Origin of the sequence: Flavobacterium terrisoli, assembly GCF_030167905.1 — a bacterium.
GTDB classification, from domain to species: Bacteria; Bacteroidota; Bacteroidia; order Flavobacteriales; family Flavobacteriaceae; genus Flavobacterium; species Flavobacterium terrisoli.
Window position 1 is genome coordinate 77,908 of sequence record NZ_JARGNA010000001.1, and the last position, 19,338, is coordinate 97,245.

At 40.6% G+C, this 19,338-nt stretch carries 15 protein-coding genes; all 15 read right to left on the bottom strand.

Annotation, left to right across the window (positions count from 1 at the left end):
• Window positions 1-15 precede the first annotated feature (15 nt).
• Window positions 16-816 carry a M48 family metallopeptidase gene (locus tag P1K33_RS00325; protein ID WP_284650850.1) on the bottom strand — a complete coding sequence of 267 codons (801 nt, stop codon included), beginning with the start codon at window positions 814-816 and terminating at the stop codon, window positions 16-18.
• On the bottom strand, window positions 816-1,247 hold the full coding sequence (locus tag P1K33_RS00330) for a magnetosome magnetite crystal formation protein family (protein WP_284650851.1): 432 nt from the start codon (window positions 1,245-1,247) through the stop codon (window positions 816-818). Before P1K33_RS00330 ends, P1K33_RS00325 begins: the two co-directional genes overlap by 1 nt.
• The gene (locus P1K33_RS00335) at window positions 1,244-1,546 is read right to left on the bottom strand and encodes a DUF2752 domain-containing protein (protein WP_284650852.1); all 303 of its coding nucleotides are present in this window, start codon (window positions 1,544-1,546) and stop codon (window positions 1,244-1,246) included. The genes P1K33_RS00330 and P1K33_RS00335 overlap by 4 nt, the downstream gene beginning before the upstream one ends.
• Before the next feature lie 105 nt (window positions 1,547-1,651).
• The gene (locus P1K33_RS00340; RefSeq protein WP_284650853.1) at window positions 1,652-1,990 is read right to left on the bottom strand and encodes a TM2 domain-containing protein; all 339 of its coding nucleotides are present in this window, start codon (window positions 1,988-1,990) and stop codon (window positions 1,652-1,654) included.
• A gap of 78 nt (window positions 1,991-2,068) precedes the next feature.
• Window positions 2,069-2,467, bottom strand: a complete 399-nt coding sequence (locus P1K33_RS00345; RefSeq protein WP_284650854.1) for a VOC family protein — start codon at window positions 2,465-2,467, stop codon at window positions 2,069-2,071.
• Complete coding sequence (locus tag P1K33_RS00350; RefSeq protein WP_284650855.1) at window positions 2,457-2,861, bottom strand: hypothetical protein; 405 nt, start codon at window positions 2,859-2,861, stop codon at window positions 2,457-2,459. Before P1K33_RS00350 ends, P1K33_RS00345 begins: the two co-directional genes overlap by 11 nt.
• A 57-nt stretch (window positions 2,862-2,918) precedes the next feature.
• Window positions 2,919-9,857 (bottom strand): RemA C-terminal-like gliding motility protein, encoded by a 6,939-nt coding sequence (locus tag P1K33_RS00355; RefSeq protein WP_284650856.1) that lies wholly within the window; start codon window positions 9,855-9,857, stop codon window positions 2,919-2,921.
• 293 nt (window positions 9,858-10,150) lie between these two features.
• Complete coding sequence (locus tag P1K33_RS00360; protein ID WP_284650857.1) at window positions 10,151-11,113, bottom strand: 2-hydroxyacid dehydrogenase; 963 nt, start codon at window positions 11,111-11,113, stop codon at window positions 10,151-10,153.
• Window positions 11,114-11,263: 150 nt separating this feature from the next.
• Window positions 11,264-12,499 (bottom strand): M20 family metallo-hydrolase, encoded by a 1,236-nt coding sequence (locus P1K33_RS00365; protein ID WP_284650858.1) that lies wholly within the window; start codon window positions 12,497-12,499, stop codon window positions 11,264-11,266.
• Window positions 12,500-12,534: 35 nt separating this feature from the next.
• Window positions 12,535-12,723 carry a hypothetical protein gene (locus tag P1K33_RS00370; protein WP_284650859.1) on the bottom strand — a complete coding sequence of 63 codons (189 nt, stop codon included), beginning with the start codon at window positions 12,721-12,723 and terminating at the stop codon, window positions 12,535-12,537.
• A gap of 95 nt (window positions 12,724-12,818) precedes the next feature.
• On the bottom strand, window positions 12,819-14,087 hold the full coding sequence (gene preA / locus P1K33_RS00375; protein ID WP_284650860.1) for an NAD-dependent dihydropyrimidine dehydrogenase subunit PreA: 1,269 nt from the start codon (window positions 14,085-14,087) through the stop codon (window positions 12,819-12,821).
• Window positions 14,088-14,091: 4 nt separating this feature from the next.
• Window positions 14,092-15,477: an NAD(P)-dependent oxidoreductase gene (locus P1K33_RS00380; RefSeq protein WP_284650861.1), complete on the bottom strand. Its 1,386-nt coding sequence runs from the start codon at window positions 15,475-15,477 to the stop codon at window positions 14,092-14,094.
• Between the two features lie 43 nt (window positions 15,478-15,520).
• Window positions 15,521-16,387 (bottom strand): nitrilase-related carbon-nitrogen hydrolase, encoded by an 867-nt coding sequence (locus P1K33_RS00385; protein ID WP_284650862.1) that lies wholly within the window; start codon window positions 16,385-16,387, stop codon window positions 15,521-15,523.
• Window positions 16,388-16,473: 86 nt separating this feature from the next.
• Complete coding sequence (gene hydA, locus P1K33_RS00390) at window positions 16,474-17,856, bottom strand: dihydropyrimidinase (RefSeq protein WP_284650863.1); 1,383 nt, start codon at window positions 17,854-17,856, stop codon at window positions 16,474-16,476.
• Window positions 17,857-17,859: 3 nt separating this feature from the next.
• Window positions 17,860-19,317 carry an NCS1 family nucleobase:cation symporter-1 gene (locus P1K33_RS00395; RefSeq protein ID WP_284650864.1) on the bottom strand — a complete coding sequence of 486 codons (1,458 nt, stop codon included), beginning with the start codon at window positions 19,315-19,317 and terminating at the stop codon, window positions 17,860-17,862.
• Between the last annotated feature and the right edge of the window lie 21 nt (window positions 19,318-19,338).

The window sequence follows — 19,338 nt, forward strand, 5'->3', positions numbered from 1 at the left end:
GAGTTACCTTTTTTATTATTCCAGCTTTACCTTTTCCTGAAAGGCTTTCCAGTCTTTATCAGTTAAAGTTGGTTTGCTTTTTAATTTCTTCCCTTTGATATATTCTAAAATATACTTGGCCCGTGCTTCTGATTCCGGGTGGTCTGAAATCCAGTACATCGCTTTGTCTATATTGCTGTCCATCGCCATTTGGTACATAAAATCGGCCATAGGTTTTGGATCAATTTTGGCGTTTATCATATAATCAACACTGGTGATGTCGGCTTCTTTTTCCAGAGATCTGTCATAGGCTGATGATGTCAGGGCTTTCAAAATTTCCCTGGCCATTGCGCCACCTTTGCTTCCTCCAGCAGCCGTTAACAGTACTGAATATCCCAATTCTTTGGACAATTTCTTCATTACGTGGTTTTTCTCGATGTGAGCAATCTCGTGTCCTAAAACACCCTGTAAGGCTTCCTGTCTTTTACAATCTTCGATTAAACCGGTATACACCACCAAATGGTTATTGGGCAACGCAAAAGCATTGATTTCATCTTTGATGATGATATGAACCTTTAACGAATCCCTTTCAATATCATTGGCTTCACACAACGGATTAATCAAACTGTCCAGTGTTTGTACTAGCGTATCATTGGTTACTATATCTTCGGTATTCGAAATTTCAGACCAAATCAAATCACCCAATTTATTTTCAAGATTTGATGTTCTTTCTTTTACGTCAAAGAACTTCATAAAATCCAATTGGGAAAATCCAAACCAAACCGCCGTAAATCCCATTACTATAATTAGCCCCTGAAAAATGGTTTTCTTTATCATTATGGTTTACAAATTAAGTTAGTAATATTTCCAAAGAACAAAAACTGCACATGTTTCCCTTTTCGGGTTTGTACAGCCGCGTAAATAGTGGAGAAAATCTCCAATATGTTAAACAGGATTACCGTAAAGATATAAGCAAAATACTCATTGCTGACTTTTTCATCTGAAAACAAAATTGAAATAGTCCACCAAAAACTGGCACTGTTGATTCCAAGCAAAGCCAATTGGGAAAATAAGGCTTGTGTACAATGCCATCGTACAAAATAAGTACCTTTTCTATTGGCCAAAAAGAAAAAGAAAGTCGCCAAAAGGTTAATGATCGGCAAAGGCAATCCCGCAATTAATGCGACCAAAGACATCAAATAACTGTTGGATGATTTTTCACATTCGTGCTCGCCCGGTTTATAGGCAAAAGAGGTTTCTTGTATCATAGATTTTTATATAAATTCCAAATCCAATTGAGAAGTACTAAAAGGATTAAAACAATGGCTATCCATGGTTTTCTAATCGTAGCTTCTGCTTTTTTATAGGCTTTAAAAAAGGTTTCCTTTTTTAAAGCAATATCGGTCAAAACCCAAACAGGGCAGCCTATCATGATTACAGCAACAATTATTCCAAAAGGGTTGAGTAATAAGGAGTCAATTAATTTACCTTCCAAAAGCAACGTTACAGCCCGAGTGGTACCACAGGACGGACACGGATAACCGGTCACATTTTTGATGATACACACTCCAACTGTTTCCCGTTGTATATTTTGAATGGAATAAAAAAGATAAATAAATCCCGCTAAACAAGCTATAAGCAACAAGGAATATAACTTATTTCGGGTCATTTATTAATAGAATGTGTTTTGGAATACTTCCATATTTTTCTCGCGAGTGGCACCCATAATAAGGAACCAATCTACAATTTGCCAAATTCCTAAACCTCCACAAGTTAAAAGTTTGGCCACGCCCATTCCGGTATCACCAATCATAAAACGGTCAATTCCTAAAGCACCACCTAAAAGTGATACAATTAATGAAGTTGTTGGGTCTTTGAATTGAAGAGTTTGCACTAAACCCCATTTAGATTCGTCAAGGCTTAATAATTTTTCTCTAACAGCGTTTAGATGATGGCTTTCAAAATACTTTGCATTCATCATCATAAACATGTCAACTTTTTGTGCTTCCATAATAATGTTTTATTGGTTATGTTAAGATGGGTCTAATATATAAAATTCTTATAAAAGAACACTATTCCCTAAAGACTATTACAAAAATGCGGAGTCAATAGGCTCCCAAAGTTCAATCTTGTTTCCTTCAGGATCTAATATCCAACCGAATTTCCCATAATCATAAGTCTCCATTTCGCCCACAATTGTTACACCTTCTTCCTTTAAAACTTTTAGCAAAGCTTCCAAATCGTGCACTCTGTAGTTCATCATAAAGGGTTTTTCGCTTGGCGAAAAATATTTGGTATTGGCCTCAAATGGCGACCATTGAGTAGAGCATTCATTTCCTTCCTTGTCTTTCCACCAAAATGTCCAGCCATAGGTATCCACCGGGATTCCGAGATGTGTTGCATACCATTCCTTTATCGCATTTGGGTCTTCACATTTGAAGAAAAAACCACCCAAACCCGTTACTCTTTTAATGTCTTTATCGCTCATCTTGCTCACTTTTATAAAAAATGGTTACCGCCAATAAAAGTAAAACGCCTTCAATGGAAAAGAAAACCATATGATTTAAAAACTCCTGAGCAATATAATTACAGCCCAATCCGAAAGCAATCAGCCCGATACTCAAATACAAAACCTGAACACGGGCAACGTGTTTCCCTTCCAGAATTGGCTTTGCCAAAAAGAACATCCAAATGCTCGAAAGCAACATCATGATTGATGAATAAAGCCAAATCATTTGCATTCCCTTTGTGGCTTCACCTCTAATTTCTCCTTTTTCGATATGATCTAACACTGCCGGAAAACCCAGAAAGGCATGAGGGAAAAATTGCAGGAAAGTTAGGATTCCCACAACTACAACTAAGTAATAACTAACTTTGTTCATAAATCAATCTTTAAAAGGTTTATAAACAAAGCTAGTAATTAAATTAATGCTTGATAATTATCGGATTACTTTTTTGGTGACTGAAATTCCGTCTTGTGAAGTAATTTGGACTAACAATACCTGATTCGCCAAACTGACATTAATCACCGTTTGGGCCGCATTGACATTTTTTTGCTCTTGCAATAATCTGCCTCTGATGTCAAATACTTTAACCGAATCCATTACGATACTGCCGGTATTGACAACCAATTCCTCAGCAGGATTTTCATAAACAACCACCTGATTTTCATTGAAAGTTGGCAAACCAACACTCAAAGGGATTTGGTAAAGAATGTCAAATCGGGAGTCAAATGTACCCGCTGCGGAAGTGAAAGTATAGCTTCCTGTTTTTAAATCCTGAATGATTCCGGTAGTATTATCCCTTAAGTAAATGCTTTGTTCCCCTAAAAACAATCCGTCAACATGATCAATCGCAATGGTATAATTTCCGGCATTGGTGGCCTTAAAATTCATTGGAACAACATCATTAATATCAAAAGGCAATGCTCTTCCTTGTATGGCATATTTTTCGGCACCAATAATTGACGTCAAAGCTATATCGCCATCGTTGATGTATTTACCGTCAATTGACACATCATATCCCAGAGTAGCATTGGCAACATATCCTAACAAGGTTTGTGAGAATGAACCCGTACTATTGAAGGCATTTAACCAAATCTTACTTTGCTCTGCAATATCAGAAGTAGTATTTGAATTTCTGAAGAACTGATTGGCATGATTATCAACACGCATTGAATTATTAAAGTTGAGCGCAGTTCCGTTGCCAGAGGCTTCTACAAAAAATCCCTGTCCGGTCTGAATGACACCATTAGGGTCAAAAACCTGTGCTTCACCATTACTGGTAAATCCGATAGTAGTCCAGGTACAATAGGATGGACTCAAAACATTGTTGGTCTTTCTCCAAAAATACAAAGCTCCGGTAATATTGGCACTGTTGGCCGAAACAAAAGCATTGGCATTAATCGGTGACGGATATGGATTTCCAACCAAATTGAATCGCTGTCCGGATGCAATGTCAGTCATTGTATAATTGTAATTTCCATTATTTGGCACTCCCGAAAATTGTCCGTTCCAGACAGTAGGTGTAGTCGGATGTGTATTCGGCATTCTTATCAAATATCCTTTCGCTGTAACAAATGTAACCGAAGGCGTTATGGCATCATAGAAATTGGTACTGGTATTATAGGTATAGAAACGATTCGTTAATGTTTCAGGAGAAAAATCTAAAAGTGTCTGGCTTCCTAAAACAGGGCTAGACCATAAAGTATAGTCTAATCTCATCAAGGCAGAACTGTTACGTCTGACAAAGATTGACCCCGAATTGGCATTTGTTGTTCCGCCCTGAATCAAATTTGCATTATTATTAAAGGTAACCACACTTCCTGTTTCAGTAACCAAAGCACCACTTAACGTAACCGTATCACCTGATGAAATCTGGACCACAGCATTGTTGTTGATAGTTAACGAACAGGCATTAATATTATTTCCGCCGGAAGTATATGCATCTGAAATTACTGCACTGGTTGTGGCATTTGGTGCTCCATTAGTCCATATTCCACCGCTCCAGGTTGTGGAACTTATAGTAACACTAGTATCTCCTGAGTTGGCTTCCGTACACAGACCGCTTTGAACAACGGCTCTGAATCTGGTTGTTTGGGTTAATGCTCCCGAGGTATAACTAGCAGAAGTATTTGAAATAGGTGTCCAAACAGAAAATGGACTTACAGAAGATTCCCAACGTATTACATTACCCGTATATCCCGATAAAGTTAAAAGTCCACTGGTTGAACCTGCACAAATTGACGAACCACCAGACGTTGTTCCGCCAACAGACGCCGGGGAAACCTCAACATTTGCATTATCAGTAGCAGTAATTCCATTATTGTCTTTGATAGTAATCACATAATTCAAAGTTCCTGAAGCCGTAGTTGAAGGAACAGCAGTTTCATCCGTTCCCAATCCGCTTGACCACAAATAAGTATAAGGTGCATCTCCACCTGTTGGAGTAGCCGTAAGTGTAACCACATCATTCAAACAGAAGGTACCGTAACCGGAAATCATTGCGGTGAAATTGCCGCCTTTGATTCCTGTAAAAGCAGAAGTCTGACCACTTGTTAGTGTAGCTCCGGTGGCCAAAAGTGTATTGCCTGACAATGCGGTATATTTTATCCAGGGATTGGAAGCCTGGTTAAAAGTTCCATTCAATTGTGCACTACTAATATCGCCTTCCATACCTGTAATATCTGATGCACTATATGTAGCCGAAATATTAGCCATGGCACCTGTAATTCCTGACTCGCTTACTTTCCAATAACGTGTCAAATGGTTGGTTGTACTTGAGTTATTAGGATGAATGGCATCAACTACTGAAACACCTACATAAGCACTCGAAAAGGAGCCTGCCGTTACTGAAACCGTTATCGGTGAATACTCTGCCGTAACAGTGTTATCCCCAATCGGAAAAGTATAAGAACCGGTATTAGTGAAAGTTCTTCTTACTTCTCCAGAACCACTGGCAACTATCATATTGGTTGCCGAAAATGCTCCTGAAACTGCTGCTGCTAAAGTCAGGTTATAATTCCCTAAATCTAGATTCCCTGCAGTTAAGGTAAGGGTACCATTAACAAAGGTATTGGTCCCGAGTGAAACACCGGAATCCAAATTATTAACGGTTAAATTATTGAAAGTTGGTGTGGAAGTCCCGGCAATAATTTGAGGTTCTGAGCCCAACATTGCTATTGTCTTCCCTGTAAAATCAACCGACTGATTGAGTGTAAGATTTCCGGCTATGTTTAAGGAAGTTGGGAAAACTGCCCCGGTTCCGTTTATAATCAGGTTGTGATAGGCCTGTAAGCCTCCATTTGGAGTAACAATTGTTTGATTGGTACCCGTGTAAATCACCGTATTTTCAATTGAGCCAGAAGTAAAGCTTCCATTACGGGTGAACGTTCCCGCAATCTGCATAATGTTATCCGTTAAAGGTCGCAAACTGGCTCCGGAATTGATGGTGATATTATTGAAATTAGTACTTCCGGCCATTGTGGCATCGGCATTGGTAAAAATAACCGCACTTGTTCCGGTTCCGGGATTATATGTTCCATTATTAATCCAAGCTCCGGCACCATTGTTAACTGTAAACTGCGAATTAGCCGGCGCATTCAAAATTCCTCCTGCATCAATATTTAAAGAACCTAACAATACTGCCGGATTCAAAGTAGGATCATTTGGTGTTGTAGCCGCATCCGGAATATAAACAATCGTAAAATCTGATGGCGTGGCATTTGGTGTCCAATTGGCCGCTGTTGTCCAAGAATCACTTACAGAGCCGTTCCATGTTAATGATCCCGCCGCTGATTCATCCAATGTTAAAAGCACCTGGTTAAAAGTTCCAGTAAAATACAATCCAACATTCACATTGGTCAATTCAACCCAATTTTCAGTTGTATTATAATTGGATCTTCCTTGTTCTAAAACAGTAGAAGAAGCAACGATATAAGCCCAGTCCACTAATTTAATTTCAGCATTGCCATTGAGTTCAGTATCTAAATAATGCGCCTTAATCACTGCTTTGGTTCCTGAACCTCCGGTTTGTATAAAATCATACGTTCGATTGATGGCTCCTGTTCTCCAGCTTGGTGCTGCTCCTATGGCAATTTTCAAACTCATGGATGTTGGCAATGTTCCGATATTTGGAAATATTATCGAGGTATAAGTATTCCCAAATGTATAGAGCGTATTTGCAACGATGCTATTTCTTGTTACAATTCCTGTAACATCACCTATTCCTGTATTGGTTGCATTTGCTCCCATGGTTAATGTAAAAGTTGCCATCGAAAGACTTCCTAAAGTTGAAGATGGATTGGCTGTTGGCAAATGGAGAACATCATTCACTGTTAAATTTCCTGCTGCGGTAGCGCCACCAGTAGATGATGAAGTTAAATTTTGGTAAGTTCCTACTACTATAGTTTGGGCCGCTGAAGTCGCATTATAGTTTATCGTTCCTGAACCACTCCAGGTTTTCCCTGAAGGAATCGGTAAAGATGATGTGTTTTGAGTCGATATCGTTCCGTTATTTGCGATTCCGCTTAACGTACCTGTTAAAGCATTGGTTCCCAGATTAAGAGTTTGCCCTAAAACAGTAGTCAAAGTTCCGTTAACCACAACAGGGTTCAAAACAGTTACAGTATTGGATGCTGTAGTATTGATGCTTAAATTATTCAATAAATTAGTTGTTCCTAAAGTAGTCTGGTCAAAACTCAAAGACGGACTTACCGCTCCACTAATAATCAGGTTACTTGAAGCACTTCCCTTTAATCCTCCTGTTGTTGTATTAGTTACTATTCCATTTAGGGTTAAAGTATTTCCATTGAGATCAACCTTACCTCCGTTAAATGTAATATCACCGGCAACTGTTGTGCTGCCTGACAAAGTCGCATTTCCTAAAACTACAAAGTTTTCTGCATTGCCATTAAAAGAAGCATAGTTCGTAGACGGGTTGGCCACCATAACAATATCGTCCAATCCAAACTGATCAAAATCAACACTTCCAGAAACTGTTGCTCCCGACCATCTGAAATAATAATAATTGTTGTTGGCTATACTCAATCCTGTTAGTGTTACAACTCTGTAATAGGCTTTCCATCCGGGTGAAGCATCGGCTGCTGCCGGAGAAACTACATTAAGCCCTGCTACTCCTGTATAAGTCGAATTGTCTGCTGAATGACTAAAATTAAAACTGCTTGAAGCTGCCTGGTCATTATAAATATAAACTTTATAGCCGATACTTATTGAAGTCACCGCGGCTCCGGTCTGATTTTGAAAACGCAGTGTTACAGTACCCGGAGCAAAATCTCCGGTCGCTGGTTTTATTCCTAATGAAAAATTATTGGTTGTTGTCTCAAAAGCATAAACCCCACCAACCGAAACAGATCCTGTAGCTGTTCCTCTATCATAATCCTGTCCGTCTGTACTTGTTCCGCCAAAAGCAATTGCGCCATCAGTAAAACCAGTCATAGCCCAGGCATTGGAATTTAATTCCCCATTTGTTAAAGATGGTGACAACCCTGCCGCCTGATAGATACCTTCGTTTACTCCATCGATGGTGGTATCGAAATTAATGGTATTGGCTGTATTGGCTGTATAAATTTGCCATCCAACTGGCGCGTTAAGTGTCGTTCTGTTTCCGGTTGCGGGTGTGGTGGTTAAATAACTTTCCGTACCGGCAGAACCATTGTAATCATAAACCGCTACGTGGTAGGTCGTATTTGGCTGTAATCCGGAGAGGTTGATCGTATTGGCAGTTCCGGCATAGATAACATAATTTCCCGTACCGATTTCGGAACCTGCGCCAAAAGAATTAACCGCAGTATAAGTTACACCATCAACAGGATTTGAATTAACAGCACTTCCGTTTTTAATTAAAACGATATGGTTTGCCCCGTTTCCATTGGTCCAGTTAACAGTAAAAGTAGTCGATGTTACTGATGTGAAATTAACTGCAGTGGCTTGAATCGTTGGTTTTGCAGCAATAACTGTGGCAGCTACAGAGATTGTTTTTGTGGCACCTCCAGTTGTTGTATGATCAATTGTGGCAGCATAAATCCCCGATGGTGCCGAAGCTTTAACTCGGGCATAAATAGTTGTGTTACTTACACTTCCCGCCGTTTGTGTCAAGGACAATGACGCAAAATAAGTTGTCCCATTGGTTGAAATTTCAAAATTCGCAGGCGCTGTTATACCGATATTAGCCGTTAAATTGGTCCCGCTTACGGTATACGTTTGAGCAGAAGAAGCGGTTCCTGTTATGGTCGTCATTGTGTTTAAACCACTGGTAGAAAGGGCAATATTAGGAACTCCTGCCGGGTCGATGGTAAAGTTTTGTGCATTCGATACCGCTGTTCCATTAGCTACAGTAATAGCTGCTGTTCCTGCCGTAGTAATATCTGTTGCCAGTATGGATGCTGTGAGTTGAGTTGTCGAAACAAAGGTTGTACTTCTGTTACTCCCATTCCATTTAACCACACTGGTTCCGTTTACAAAATTGTTTCCATTAACCGTGAGTGTAAAAGCTCCGGTACCAGCTACTTTTGAGGGTGGTGCTAATGAGGTGATGCTAGGCACCACTACGGTTATTTTAACATTGTCAAATAGCGCCGATTGGTTAAACTTTGTGCTAGCATTCCAAAACCCACCCATAATTGGCAAAGCGGTTCCTGTGTAGGTACTGTTCACCGTTGGGCTTCCCTGCAATGTCAAACTTCCTGAATTGGGATCCAAAAAGGCCGTACCATCATTTCTCACATAAAGTTTCCAAGTATTGGTAGATGGTGTGTAAATAACCTTTACACTGATATAAGGATTCCCAAAATCAGTAAGCCCTGAAGTATTAGAGGTAACAATTGTCGTCGAGGTTTGAAGTCCGGAAGAATAACTAACCAATCTCAAAGGATCCGTTTTTCCCGAATTCCCTAAAGTCACTGCATAACCAGTTCCTGAACTGTTTGTGGTTCCTGAAGTTCCGGCAAGGATAAAAGCAACACCATAATTCCCACTGGCAAAACCACTCGGATTAGCTTGTGGCTGACGCATATTAAATGTCCAGGTAACATCGCCAGGATTCGAATTTAAAGTTGTGCTGTAAGGTGTTAAAAAACCAGCAGTGTTAGTATAACCCATAACCCATCCGGCCAAATTTCCCGCTGATGAGGCATCGTTGCCCAAGATTAATAACCCAGAATTAATTCCGGCTCCATAATCAACCCCGCTTCGGGACAAATTCCAAGTCGGACTTGTTCCTATAGGTCCATTTGCAGTAGTAAAAGTTGTTCCTGCTGAAGTGGTAAAATTATCATTAAAAACAGTTGCAACTTGAGCATTTAAATTTACTGTGCTGAAAAACACCAGCAGCAAAGCAGTAAAGAGTAATCTTCTTTTCATAATATTGAAGTTTATGTTTGATTTTTGTGGGGCGAAATGCAGTAAATAAAGAATAATGATTTTTTTCTTATTTTTTTAATTTATAAAAATCCTAAACATTTATAAATGAGCAAGTAGAGAGAATAATTTTTGATTTATTTTACAAATTTCAGGAAATGTACAAGAATCTAAAAGAATTAATTTCACAAATCGATAAACAACACAATTGTATAGACCAAAGGCTGTAATATCCTGTTAAATAACCTGTTTTAAATATTTTTTTAAGAAAAAACTTATTATTTTTATTTTGGCCTTCAGATAAAATTATGGTTAAGTCCTATGATTTTATCGACTATGGTCTGCGCCAGTTTTTGATGACTTTCAAATGTCCAGCCGGCGATATGTGGCGTTAATAAAACATTTTCGGCTTCCAATAAATACTCAAAAGCTTTTGGTTTTTCAGTATCGATAAAAAGATTCTCAAAAGATAATTTCTCATATTCCAGCACGTCCAATCCGGCGCCTAAAACTTTCCCCGATTTCAAGGCTTCAACCAAATCAGCCGTGACAACATTATTACCACGTGATGTATTGATAAACCAAAACGGTTTGGCAAAAGCATTGATGAATTGCGTGTTTAACATCTTATCCGTTTCAGGAGTTGAAGGAATGTGCAGGCTTAATACATCGGCTTTGGCCTGCAATTCTGAAAGCGAAACCTGTTTGGCATTGGCATCACCAACATTATCCAAAATATCATAACACAAAACTTCCACGTCAAAGCCTTTCAGTTTTTTGGCAAATGATTTTCCCATATTCCCATAACCAATGAGACCGACCGTTTTGCCATCCAATTCATGACCACGATTGCCTTCACGAACCCAATGTCCCTGACGCACCAATCTGTCGGCTCGGTTCAGTTTGTTAAGTAAAGATAAAAGCATACCCAAGGTATGTTCGCCAACGGCATTTCGGTTGCCTTCCGGAGCCGCAATGAGGTGAATGCCTTTTGCTGCTGCATACTCACAATCGATACTTTCCAATCCGGCGCCAACACGGGCAATGAATTTGAGATTAATTGCTTTATCTATAAATTCTCTGTCTATTTTAAATCGACTGCGGATAACAACGCCATGATAGTTTTGAATTTTGGCTTCGATTTCGGTTTTAGAAGAAGTAAAATCGGCTTCATTCTGAAAACCGGCTTGTTCCAATTGTTCCCACAACAATGGATGATTGCTGTCGATATGAAGAATTTTAATGTCTTGGTTGGGCATGATGGCAAATTGAAGAGTAAAGATAGTATTTATTAAAAGACAATAAAAAAAGCCATCAAATTTCTCTGATGGCAATTTCCTTTTGAATGGCTTATAATAATCGTTGGGTGTTATTCCGCTACGATACATACAATTCGGCTAAGCCTCGGGTTATTTTTTGAGTACTTGTATAACGGTTCCTAATAATACATTGGCACCAATCGCCAAATCTTCATACGAAGCATATTCCAGCGGATTGTGGCTGATGCCGTCTTTGCAGCGCACGAATATCATTCCGTAATCACAGGCATAAGACAACGCCAATGCATCATGGAAAGGTCCGCTCATCAGTTCGATTTCATCCAATTGTAGTTTTTGACATTCGTTGTGAATGATTTCCTTAATCCAGTCGGCACAATATCTTGGATCACTTTTGGTGTCTTCGGAGATTTCGTAAGTCAGTTTATGTTTGGCACAAATTGATTCAATTCTATCGCGAAGCTGTTTCTCGTAACGGTTTCTTCGTTCCAAATCGATGTCGCGCAAATCAACGGTAAACGTGACTTCTTCCGGAATAATATTTCTGGATGCCGGAAAAATTTGCAGCGTTCCAACGGTTCCCACAGTTGGATTTCCAGGAACCTGCGTCGCAATTTCATTGACCGCTACAATAATTTCGGCTGCGCCAACTAACGCATCTTTACGAATCGGCATTGGTACGGAACCGGTGTGTCCGGCCATTCCTTTGAGTTTGACTGTCCACCACAATGGTCCCGAAATTCCGGAAACCACTCCGATAGGTTTGTGTGCCAAATCTAAAATCGGGCCTTGTTCGATATGGAGTTCCAAAAAGCAAAAAATGCTTCCGGGTTTGTATTCGGATTCCTTGAATTTGGTAATATCACACCCAAAATCCTTTAAGGCTTGTCCGCGAGTAATTCCGTCCTTATCGGCGCGTTCCAACTCGCCTTCTTCCAGTTTTCCCAGAATGCCGCGTGAACCAAATAAGCCTTTGTTAAAACGCCAGCCTTCTTCATCGGCAAACGAAATGACTTCTATACTTCGTTCGGGAACGATGCCATTATCGTGTAAAGTTTTAACAACTTCAATCGCACACAACACGCCTGCTACGCCGTCAAAACGTCCGCCATACGGTTGCGAATCGAGATGCGAACCCATCATCAAAACGGGTAGATCGGGATTTTTGCCTTCGAGCCTTCCGATAAGGTTTCCGAAGTTATCGATGCGAACCGACATGCCGGCTTCCTTCATCCAGGAACCGGCGATTTCAAAACCTTGTTTTTCCAACTCGGTATGCGCAGGACGACAGGTTCCGGTTTCACCGATTTTGCCTATTTCAGACATGGCTTCAAAATGGCTTTGAAGTCGAGTTCTGTTTATATTCATTTTATTATAGTTCTTTAGTTTTATTTATTGACGAACTAAAGTTCGTATACCTGACTGCCACTGGCAGTCCTCCTCTTAATCTCAAATATCCAGGAACCGGCGATTTCAAAACCTTGTTTTTCCAACTCGGTATGCGCAGGACGACAGGTTCCGGTTTCACCGATTTTGCCTATTTCAGACATGGCTTCAAAATGGCTTTGAAGTCGAGAAGAATTTATTTTCATCTATTTTGAATTATAAATTATAAATTATAAATGAAAAATAGCATCGGAATTAAAACCCAATTTAAAATTCAACATTTAAAATTTAAAATAATTTTTTAGTGGTCGTTTAACGGTCTGCCTTCTCTTTGCCAGTCTTTCCAGTTCACGTATTCCGGTGCCACGCGGTGGACTTCCATCGTGATACATTCGTCAACCGGGCAAACCAATTTGCACAAATTACAGCCTACACATTCTTCTTCTTTGACAGTGTAATTGTTGTAAGGAACACCTCTTTCGATGTTGATGGATTGGTGCGATGTGTCTTCGCAGGCGATGTAACACAAACCACAGTGGATGCATTTGTCCTGATCGATTTTGGCGATATGATGGTAATTGATATCCAAATCTTCCCAATGCGTTATTTTCTCTACTGATTTACCAATGAAATCAGTCGTTTTCTGATAGCCTTTTTCATCCATCCAGTTGTTTAAACCTTCGCACATGTCTTCCACAATTCGGAAACCGTGCGTCATCGCAGCGGTACAAACTTGTACAGAAGTTGCTCCTAACAACATGAATTCGACTGCATCTTTCCAGGTACTCACACCACCAATTCCGGAGATTGGCACTTTATTGGTTACCTCATCTTGGGCAATTGTAGTCAGCATTTTTAACGCAATCGGTTTCACGGCCGGACCGCAATACCCTCCAAAAACACTTTTCCCGGCTACATATGGATTCGGCACCAAAGTATCCAAATCAATTCCGGTGACACTTTGAATCGTGTTGATTAAACTCAACGCACTCGTTCCACCTTCTACTGCAGCTCTTCCTGTTGGAACAACAGAATGCACATTGGGCGTAAGCTTGGTAATTACGGGAATCGTTGCTTTTTCCATAACCCATTCGACTACCATTTTGGCAATTTCAGGATCTTGTCCGACGGCGGCTCCCATGCCTCTTTCAGTCATTCCGTGTGGGCAGCCAAAGTTGAGTTCAAATCCCATCGCTCCGGCATCTTCACATTTCATGATGAGCTCGTGCCAAGATTTGCGGTCATTGTCCGCCATCAGCGAAACAATCATCGCTCTATCCGGGAACATTTTTACAACTTGGGTGATTTCTTTTAGGTTGATATCCAAAGGTCGGTCACTGATTAATTCGATGTTGTTGAATCCCATGATGCGCTTTCTTCCATATTCCACAGAGGAATAACGGGAGGAAACATTCTTTACCTGTGAACCTAGAGTTTTCCAAACGACACCGCCCCAGCCGGCTTCAAAAGCACGGACAACGTTGATTAATTTATCGGTTGGCGGCGCACTGGCAAGCCAGAATGGATTCGGTGATTTTATGCCTAAAAAATCGGTTGATATATCTGCCATAATCTTAATTATTGAAGGTTGGTTTTAATTCGGATTCGATGATGTAATCCGGACTGATGATGTATTTTAAAATAGCGGCTGCTCCGTCTTTTCCGGCCTGAACGGCATCGACAACTTCTCGCCCACCGTTGACACAATCGCCACCGGCGAAAACTCCGGCTATTTTAGCTGCTGATTTTCCGCTCACTGAAATTTTGCCATTGTTATTTTCGATATTATTGTCATTGACTAAAGATTGGAAAGGCATTTGCCCTGCTGCTTTAATCACCATATCCACATCCAACGTAAACGTTTCTCCGGAAACTACCGGACTTCTTCTACCACTGGCATCAGGTTCGCCGAGTTTCATTACATCGCAAATGAGTTGAGATACTTTGCCATTATCGCCTTTGATTTCTTTTGGAGCAGCTAACCAGATTACTTTACAACCATCCAATTTGGCGATGTCCAATTCTTTTTCGGTACACGGCATTTCAGCCTGCGTTCTTCGGTACACCAAAGTCACATCGGAAGCGCCTAATCTTTTGGCTTGTGTTGCCGCATCAATCGCTGTCATTCCCATGCCGATTACGGCTACTTTATCGCCTACGGCAATTTTGGAATAATCGTTATCGCGTAATTCGTAAATGAATTTGATGGCATCTTCCACGCCTTGCAAATGTTCGCCTTCAATATCCAATTGACGCGCCATTCCAACTCCGAACGCCATATACACGGCGTCATAGTTTTGTTGCAAATATTCTAACGTAACATCTTTGCCAAATTCCTGATTGTATTTGATATCAATGCCACCGATAGATGTGATATAATTTACCTCATCTTCGCAGAACTCCGGTGTCACTTTATAGGCTGCAATGCCGTAGGTCATCAAACCGCCGCCTTTACTTTCTTTTTCATAAATGGTCACATCTATTCCTTCGCGGCTCAAGGTATGTGCACAACTCAATCCCGCAGGACCGGCGCCAACGATGGCTACTTTTTTACCTTTCGAAGGTTTTCTTTCGAATAATTGCCAGTTGTTTTCCATCGCTTTTTCGGTTGAATAGCGTTGGAGTTTGGCAATATTGATTGGTGTTTCGTGCATTAAATTATAGACACAAGCACCTTCACACAATTTCTCTACCGGACAGACTTTGCTGCAACCGGCACCCATAATATTGGAAGAAAAAATAGTATGTGCCGAACCTTTGAGGTTATCGGTGGTGATTTGTCTAATGAATTTTGGGACGTTGATAGACGTTGGACACGACTTCATACAAGGCGGATCGTAACAGAACAGGCAACGGTTGGCTTCCACCAAAGCAGAATCTCTGGTTTCAAACGGCGGATGAATATCGGTGAAATTTTCCTGGTATTCGGCCGGAGTTAATCGGTTATTTTTTATGCTCATATTTTGGTTGGGTTAATTATCTTAATTATATCTTTTTGGTTCATTAAGGCGCAGTTATTTCGCCATAGGTTTCAGGTCTTCGGTCTCTGTAAAATTGCCATTTGCCACGGATTTGTTCGATTAAGTCCAAATCGAATTCGGCTACCAACAACTCATCTTTATCTTCGGAAGCACAGGCGAAAATTTCGCCTAGCGGATTGACGAAATAAGACGTTCCGTAAAAACGTCCGAGGTTCCATGGTTTTTCAATTCCGACACGGTTGATACAACCCATGAAATAGCCATTGGCTACGGCATGCGCCGGTTGTTCGAGTTTCCATAAATATTGGGATTGCCCAACGGTTGTCGCAGACGGATTGTACACGATTTCAGCTCCGTTCAAACCAAGACATCTGGCACCATCAGGGAAATGACGGTCGTAGCAAATGTAAACACCGACTTTCGCATATTTTGTTTGAAAAACAGGATAGCCTAAGTTGCCCGGTTTGAAGAAATATTTTTCCCAAAAACCACCCGTTTGCGGAATGTGATTTTTACGGTATTTGCCCAAATAAGTCCCATCGGCATCAATGACAGCAGCAGTGTTGTACAACACGCCGGCTTGGTCTTTTTCATACACCGGAACGATGATAACCATGTCATACTTTTTGGCATACACTTGCATTCTTTCGGTCGTTGGACCAGGAACACTTTCTGCCGAAGCATACCAAGCGCTGTCTTGTCCCGGACAGAAATACGGCGTGTTGAAAATTTCCTGAAAACACAAAATCTGAACACCTTGACGACCCGCTTCTTCAATATACGGAATATGCTTTTGCAGCATCGCTTCCATGATTTCGGGAATTGTGCCTTCGCCTTCCGTTTTGGCCAAACTCAATTGGATTAAACCCGATTTTACTATTCTTGCCATAGCTTTTTTATTATTTTGAATTATAAATTATAAATTTTGAATTATGGCTTTTCATTTAAAATTCAACATTTATAATTTAAAATAATTTAAATCTTTCCTTGTACTTTATTTCGTTTTACAAACTGACCGTAGCCTTTTTGTACTTTACATTCATTATTGTCAATAACCACTGTGCCGCGAAGCAGAACGGTTTTTACTTTCCCTTTCAATTCCCAACCTTCATAACCGCTGTAATCCACATTCATATGATGCGTTTTGGCGGAAAGCGTGTGTTTTTCATTGGCGTCAATCAGAATAATATCGGCATCGCTGCCTACGGCTATGGTTCCTTTTTTCGGGAACATACCGAAGATTTTTGCCGGATTGGTACAAGCTACTTCGACGTATTTATTCAAGGTGATTCTGCCTTTGTTTACGCCTTCGCTGAAGAGTAATTCCATACGGTTTTCGATTGCGGGATGGCCATTCGGGATTTTGGAAAAATCATCTTTCCCCATTAATTTTTGTTCCCACATAAACGGGCAATGGTCGGTTGCCACGACCTGCACCATTCCCTGATTGATTCCGGCCCAAAGGGTTTCCTGATCTTTCTTTTCACGCAATGGAGGCGACATTACCCATTTGGCACCTTCAAAATTTTGCTCATACAAACTGGCATCCAACAACAAATACTGGATACAGGTTTCTACAAACACATTTTGGTTTCTTCTTGTAGCATTTCGAACGGCATTTAATGCTCCCTCGCAAGTCAGGTGAACAATATAACCCGGACAGCCTGTGTAATTGATCATATCTACAAAACGTTCGCTGGCTTCAGCTTCGGTAACCTCGGGTTGTGATAAATAATGATAAAGTGGAGACATTTTTCCTTCTTCTTTATGTTTTTGGATTAGGTAATCAATCATATCGCCGTTGGTTGCGTGAACATTAATCAATCCTCCGTGTTTTTTAACTTCTTCCTGAAGGCCAATCATTTGACGGTCATCAATCATCAGCGCGCCTTTGTACGCCATGAAAGTTTTGAAAGACGTGATGCCTTCGACTTCAATAAAATGCTGAATTTCTTTTTTGGTTTCGTCATTGAAATCGGTCACCGCCATGTGGAAACTGTAATCGCCCACCGCATTGTTATCACTTCTGCCTTTCCATTCCTGTAGGGCAGATTGCAGGCTTTTGCCTTGCGTTTGCAGGATGAAATCTATCACAGTGGTCGTTCCGCCATATAAGGCCGCACGAGTTCCGGTTTCGTAATTGTCGCTGGAATACGTTCCCATGAACGGCATGTCCAAATGCACGTGTGGATCTATTCCGCCTGGCATTACCAACTTTCCTGAGGCATCAATTACTTCATCGGCCTGAACATTTAAGTTTTTACCGATAGCAGAAACCGTTTCGCCTTCAATATATATATCAGCCACATAATCATCGGTAGCTGTTATAATTCTTCCGTTTTTAATTAAAATACTCATAATCTAATCTTGATATTTTCTCATTAATAACCAATACACAAAACCACTCAAAATAAAGCCGACAAACCATGCATAATTGTACAAGCCTAATAACCAAGATGGAAATAGGTCTGCCGGAAACACTTTTATTGTGGTAAAAAATCCCGGTACATTGGGTAGAATTCCAATGACTAAGGCAATGATGGCACAGAAATTAAATCCTTTTATAAAAGCATAAATCCCATCCGTTTTATACAACTCATCAACCTGTAAAGTCTGTTTTCGGATGAAATAATAATCGACTATCATGATGCCACCAACTGGTCCGAGTAAACTCGAATAGCCTACCAACCAAGTAAAAATATAACCCGTTGGATCGGCAATCAGTTTCCAGGGAAAGATCATGATTCCGATAATTCCTGTGATATAACCACCTTTTCTGAAGTCGATTTTGGAAGGCGATAAATTGGCAAAATCATTCGCCGGACTTACTATATTCGCGGCAATATTGGTTGCTAATGTTGATATCGCCACCGCAATCATCGCAATGCTAACTAACAATTTACTATCAAACTTTCCGGCTAAAATCACTGGATCCCAAATGGTCGTTCCGAAAACAATTGTGGTTGCCGAAGTCACTACAACCCCTACGAATGCAAACATCGTCATCGATGTTGGTAAGCCGTAAATCTGTCCTTTGATTTGGGCTTTTTGGGATGTTGCGTATCTTGTGAAATCGGGAATATTTAAAGACAATGTCGCCCAAAATCCCACCATTCCGGTCAGCGCCGGAAAGAAGAAATGGAAGAAATCAACGGAATTGGTGAATTTAGATTTGGTTTCCAAAATTGGACCCAAACCATTTGCCGCACTAATTGCCCAGAACAGCAAAGCCAATGCGGCAACCGGTAAAAAGATGGCTTTGAACACCAATAATTTTCTTATGCTGTCTACTCCTAAATACACTACATACATATTGAGTAACCAAAACAGCAAAAAACAAATCGCCGGTCCGGTTTGCAATCCCCAGGAATCCGGGAAAACTTGTGGTAAGGTTTCAATACTTGGTATCCACAAGCGCGCCATTTGATAAATCGCAAATCCACCAATCCAGGTTTGGATTCCGAACCACCCACAAGCCACAATGGCTCTGAGGAGCGCCGGAATGTTGGCTCCTATCGTCCCGAAGCTCGCTCTCGCAAATACCGGAAATGGAATTCCATATTTAGCGCCCGCGTGACCATTTAAAATCATAGGGATTAAAACAATGGTGTTTCCTAAAAATATGGTCAAGATTGCCTGCCACCAATTCATGCCACCTTCAATCAGCGAACTCGACAGCATATAGGTCGGAATACAAAGACTCATACTGATCCACAGCGCAGCATAATTCCAAGTCGTCCAGCTTCTTTTTTCAGCTGGAACCGGCGCCAAGTCTTCACTATACAAAGACGTGTTTGTATGATTTTGGTTTTCGGACATGTTGGGTTTAGAGTTTTATTT